5 protein-coding genes are annotated in these 5,342 nt (G+C 41.2%); 4 read left to right on the forward strand and 1 reads right to left on the reverse strand.

Annotated elements, in window-relative coordinates; translation table 11 throughout:
• From G2999_RS12815 to G2999_RS06025, 4 genes are all read left to right on the forward strand, one after another.
• Positions 1-164 (forward strand): elongation factor EF-2 (locus G2999_RS12815; protein ID WP_010179758.1); only part of this gene is annotated, 164 nt, incomplete at its 5' end.
• A gap of 68 nt (positions 165-232) precedes the next feature.
• Positions 233-1,414 (forward strand): elongation factor Tu, encoded by a 1,182-nt coding sequence (tuf, locus tag G2999_RS06015; RefSeq protein ID WP_010179760.1) that lies wholly within the window; start codon positions 233-235, stop codon positions 1,412-1,414.
• A gap of 357 nt (positions 1,415-1,771) precedes the next feature.
• On the forward strand, positions 1,772-3,715 hold the full coding sequence (acs, locus tag G2999_RS06020) for an acetate--CoA ligase (protein ID WP_010179762.1): 1,944 nt from the start codon (positions 1,772-1,774) through the stop codon (positions 3,713-3,715).
• A gap of 20 nt (positions 3,716-3,735) precedes the next feature.
• Positions 3,736-4,386: a response regulator transcription factor gene (locus G2999_RS06025; RefSeq protein ID WP_010179764.1), complete on the forward strand. Its 651-nt coding sequence runs from the start codon at positions 3,736-3,738 to the stop codon at positions 4,384-4,386.
• A 35-nt stretch (positions 4,387-4,421) separates the two neighbouring features.
• Here the strand turns inward: G2999_RS06025 and G2999_RS11995 are convergent.
• Positions 4,422-5,342 (reverse strand): hybrid sensor histidine kinase/response regulator (locus G2999_RS11995; protein WP_010179767.1); only part of this gene is annotated, 921 nt, incomplete at its 5' end.

The raw sequence follows: 5,342 nt of genomic DNA on the forward strand, positions 1-5,342 counted from the left end.
AGTATCAAATTGTTCGTGCTAAAGTGCCACTTTCAGAAATGTTTGGATATGCAACAGACTTGCGTTCTGCAACGCAAGGCCGTGCGTCCTATTCGATGGAATTCTTTAATTACTCGGAAGCGTCAGCTAATGTCGCCCAAGCAATTATCGAACGACGTCAATAATCTTAATAGAGAGTTCGGTCCGGCTACCATTATTTAGGGTCGGGCTTTTTAACTAGGAAACGAGAAAAATGGCAAAAGAAAAGTTTGAACGTAATAAACCACACGTTAATGTTGGTACTATCGGCCACGTTGACCACGGTAAAACAACCCTTACAGCGGCTATCACGTCAGTTTTATCAAAAACATACGGCGGTCAAGCACAAGCATTCGATCAAATCGATAACGCTCCAGAAGAGCGTGAGCGTGGTATCACTATCTCTACTTCACACGTAGAATATGACACACCAACGCGTCACTACGCACACGTAGATTGTCCAGGACACGCCGATTATGTTAAAAACATGATCACCGGTGCAGCTCAAATGGACGGCGGTATCTTAGTTGTTGCGGCAACTGATGGTCCTATGCCACAAACTCGTGAGCACATCTTGTTAGGTCGCCAAGTTGGTATCCCTTACATGATCGTATTCATGAACAAATGTGACATGGTTGATGATGAAGAATTATTAGAATTAGTAGAAATGGAAGTTCGTGAACTTCTTACAGAATACGAATTCCCAGGTGATGATTTACCAGTAATCCAAGGTTCTGCGCTTAAAGCCCTAGAAGGCGAGCCAGAGTGGGAAGCAAAAATCATTGAGTTAGGCGAAGCTTTAGATTCATATATCCCAGAGCCAGAGCGTGACATCGATAAGCCATTCATCCTTCCAATCGAAGATGTTTTCTCAATCTCAGGTCGTGGTACAGTTGTAACCGGTCGTGTTGAGCAAGGTATTGTTAAAGTAGGTGAAGAAGTAGAAATCGTTGGTATCAAAGATACAGTTAAGACGACTTGTACTGGTGTTGAAATGTTCCGTAAGTTGCTTGACGAAGGTCGTGCAGGTGAGAACGTTGGTGTTCTTTTACGTGGTACTAAGCGTGAAGACGTAGAACGTGGTCAAGTATTAGCGAAGCCAGGTTCAATCAACCCACATACTAAATTCGAAGCAGAAGTATACGTACTAAGCAAAGATGAAGGTGGCCGTCATACTCCATTCTTCAAAGGCTATCGTCCACAGTTCTACTTCCGTACAACTGACGTAACAGGTGCTGTAGAGCTTCCTGAAGGCGTAGAGATGGTAATGCCAGGCGACAACTTAAAGTTTGTTGTTGAGCTAATTGCACCAATCGCGATGGACGAAGGTTTACGCTTCGCAATCCGTGAAGGTGGCCGTACTGTAGGTGCGGGTGTTGTAGCGAAGATTTTTTAATCTGACCTAACACAGCTATCAAAATTAAGAACCCAGCCTTGTGCTGGGTTTTTTTATATCAGCTATTTTATGTTAGCTTAAACCTTAATAAAAAAGGTTAATAAATCTCGAAACATAAACAGTATCTCAATTTATTAGTATTATGATTTTGAGTTAACAATACTGAGTTTCTTAAGTTAATTCTGTAAATTTTTAAAGCGTATAGAGCCACATACTTTGGTTGTAAGCCATACTTAACAAGGCCTTTACTACTACAGCAGCACTCATTTCATAGACCAAAGTCCTATTTTTTAATCCATGATAAACGTTACATTAGAACCAGTATTTCAAAAATTTAATTAGCACATGGAGGCAAGCATGACTGCCAAGCTTTACCCAGTTCCAGAGACATTACAAGAAAACGGAATTATCTCTGAAGAGCAATACAATGCTATGTATAAAGAATCTATCGAAAACCCTGATAAGTTTTGGGGTGAACACAAAAACATGATCGAATGGTACAAAGAGCCGACGATTATTAAAAACACCACATTTGATCCGGAAAATGTGTCAATCAAGTGGTTTGAAGATGGCCAGTTAAACGTATCTTATAACTGTATTGACCGTCACTTAGCCGATAATGCCAAGAAAACGGCTATATTATGGGAAGGTGACGAACCAACGGATAGCCAAGCCATTACTTACCAAGAATTACACTACGAAGTATGTAAACTGGCTAATGGTTTGAAAAAATTAGGCGTCAAAAAAGGTGATGTAGTTGCTATTTACATGCCTATGGTACCGCAAGCCGCTTATGCGATGTTAGCATGTGCGCGTATCGGTGCTGTGCATTCTGTTATCTTTGGTGGATTCTCGCCAAACGCAATTGCTGATCGTATCAACAATGCATCTGCTAAAGTCGTCATTACTTCTGATGAAGGTCGTCGTGCAGGCCGAACTGTACCGTTAAAAGCCAATGTTGATGAAGCAATCGCTAATGGTGTATGCCCTTCAATAACTGCTGTTTTAACACATAAATTAACCGGTGGTGATGTTCAATGGGATAGTAATGTTGATGTCTGGTGGAACGAGTTGGTTGAGGATTGTTCAGCACAATGTGAGCCAGAGGTAATGGATGCTGAAGATCCATTATTTATCCTTTATACGTCAGGTTCGACTGGACAGCCAAAAGGTGTGGTCCATTCTTCGGGTGGTTATGCACTGTATACGGCGATGACATTTAAATATGGTTTTGATTACCGTGAAGATGATATTTATTGGTGTACTGCGGATGTGGGTTGGATCACCGGTCACAGTTATATGACTTATGGCCCACTAATTAATGGCGCAACCCAAGTATTCTTCGAAGGCGTACCGACATACCCTGACGTTCGTCGTATTGCTCAAGTTGTTGAGAAATATAAAGTAAATAGTTTATATACGGCCCCTACGGCGATCCGTGCATTAATGGCGCATGGCACCAAGCCTGTAGAAGGTTGTGATTTATCATCATTACGTATCTTAGGATCGGTTGGTGAACCTATCAATCCAGAAGCGTGGGAATGGTATTATAATGTCATCGGTGAAGCACGTTGCCCAATCGTTGATACATGGTGGCAAACTGAAACTGGTGCAATGATGATTGCTCCATTACCTTCTGTGACGCCGAATAAACCAGGCTCTGCTTCACGTCCATTATTTGGTATTCAGCCTGCATTGTTTGATGCTGATGGTGTTGAGCAAACCGGTGCTGCAGATGGCAACTTAGTTATTAAAGACAGCTGGCCTTCACAAGCGCGAACTGTCTATGGCGACCATAAACGTTTCATAGAAACTTATTTCAGTGCTTATCCAAATGTGTACTTCACAGGTGACGGCTGTCGTCGTGACGAAGATGGTTACTACTGGATCACAGGCCGTGTGGATGATGTATTGAATGTCTCTGGTCACCGTTTAGGAACAGCTGAGATTGAAAGTGCATTAGTTGCACATGAAGTCATTGCCGAAGCTGCCGTTGTGGGTTATCCTCATGATATTAAAGGTCAAGGTATCTATGTTTATGTCACCCCGAATGAAGGTGTAGAAGCAAATGATGAACTGACTGCTGAGATCCGTAAATGGGTAAGAAAGGAACTAAGCCCGATTGCGACACCGGATTTGATACAGTGGACCAAAGGTCTACCTAAGACGCGTTCTGGTAAAATCATGCGCCGTATCTTACGTAAGATTGCCGCCAATGAGCATGACCAGTTAGGTGATACTTCTACTTTAGCGGATCCTTCAGTAGTCGACACGTTGATTGATGAACGATTAAATAAATAAGCGACACTAAAGGAAATAACATGATAACGTTACTCATTGCAGATGATCACCCGTTATACCGTGATGCATTAAGAGGAGCGTTATCCGTTTCCCTTCAAGATATTCGTCTACTGGAAGCTGGCGATTTACCAAGTACTATAGAGATCCTTGAAAAAGAAGATGTTGATTTATTACTACTTGATTTACACATGCCGGGTAGTAATGATTTATTCGGTTTACTCCACGTCCTCAAACTTTATTCTGATTTACCCGTTGCAGTGGTATCTGGCACAGAAGATCCGATGATTATATCTAAAATTGTGGGTTGTGGTGCATTAGGTTTTATTCCTAAAACAGCAGGTGCAAATGATATTGCAAAAGCCATAAAATCTATTTTAGATGGTAATGTCTGGTTACCTGAATCGGTCAGCGATAAAATTGAAGAAGTGGATGAGGCGTTTTCAAAGTTAGCAGATAATGTTGCAAGTTTGACACCCTCACAGTATAAAGTACTGTGTTATATGCGTGATGGTTTGTTGAATAAGCAAATAGGCTATAACCTTGATATTGCAGAGGCAACAGTGAAAGCCCATGTGACTGCAATTTTCAGGAAGTTAGGTATTAATAACCGAACTCAGGCAGTATTAATTGCATCTCAATTAGAGCTCGAGCCACCGATTAGAAATACGTAGTAGCTAAGCGAAATAAAGTAGATTAAAAGCACTTCTTACGAAGTGCTTTTTTGTTTGGCTAAAGATTGTAATAACGCTCTAAGCTTAGCCGGTTTCAATGGCTTATTCAGGAACTGGATCCCTTGACTTAGACATGTCTCTTTTAGTTCTTGATCTTGTAGCGCAGTCACAATGGCACTTGGTATATGTTTTCCGACTTGAGCCTTAATATCTTTGATGAGAGATAGTCCGTCTTGGTCTTTGTCGAGCTGATAATCAATTAATAGCACATCTGGACTTGGATGTTTGTTACTTGCTAATAATGTTAAGGCTGATTCATAGGTATTGGCCATGACAACATTGACTTCCCAGCGAGTTAATAAGGTTTCTAACGCATCTAAATTTTCGTTTTTATCATCGACACATAACACATTTAAACCAGACAAGGTCTGTTTGACCTTATTAAAGGTGACGTTAGACTCTGTTACCGGACTGCCAATACGCATATTTAATATAAAGCAACTACCTTTACGTTTAACGGATGAGACATCTATAGTGGCGTGCATTTGCTCAGTGAGGCGTCTCACAACGCCTAGCCCCAGTCCAACACCAGCCTCATCGGAGTCTTGGATACGATAGAAGTCCGTAAAAATAGCCTTTTGTTTATCAGCGTCGATCCCTATACCAGTGTCAAATACGCGGACTTCAACTTTGTTATTACGTTGTCTTAGTGTAATTAACGCTTTGCCGGTATCGGTATATTTGATGGCATTAGTAAGTAAGTTTTGGATGATACGATAAGTAAACGTGCGGTCACCTTTAACCCACACTGTTCGTAATCGAGATGTTAGTGTTAACCCTTTTCTTTCAGCTGCCATTTGCATGTCAGATACCAAAGGCTGTATCAATGTAGACAATTCAAATGACTCATCATTTGGAGCAAGTTCACCTTGGTCTAAACGAGAGATATCGAGTAA

Source organism: Glaciecola sp. HTCC2999, assembly GCF_000155775.1.
In the GTDB taxonomy this organism is placed as follows: Bacteria; Pseudomonadota; Gammaproteobacteria; order Enterobacterales; family Alteromonadaceae; genus Opacimonas.

Coding starts and splice junctions, on each gene's coding strand:
- tuf (WP_010179760.1), top strand. CDS start 233: ATGGCAAAAGAAAAGTTTGAACGTAATAAACCACACGTTAATGTTGGT.
- G2999_RS06025 (WP_010179764.1), top strand. CDS start 3,736: ATGATAACGTTACTCATTGCAGATGATCACCCGTTATACCGTGATGCA.
- acs (WP_010179762.1), top strand. CDS start 1,772: ATGACTGCCAAGCTTTACCCAGTTCCAGAGACATTACAAGAAAACGGA.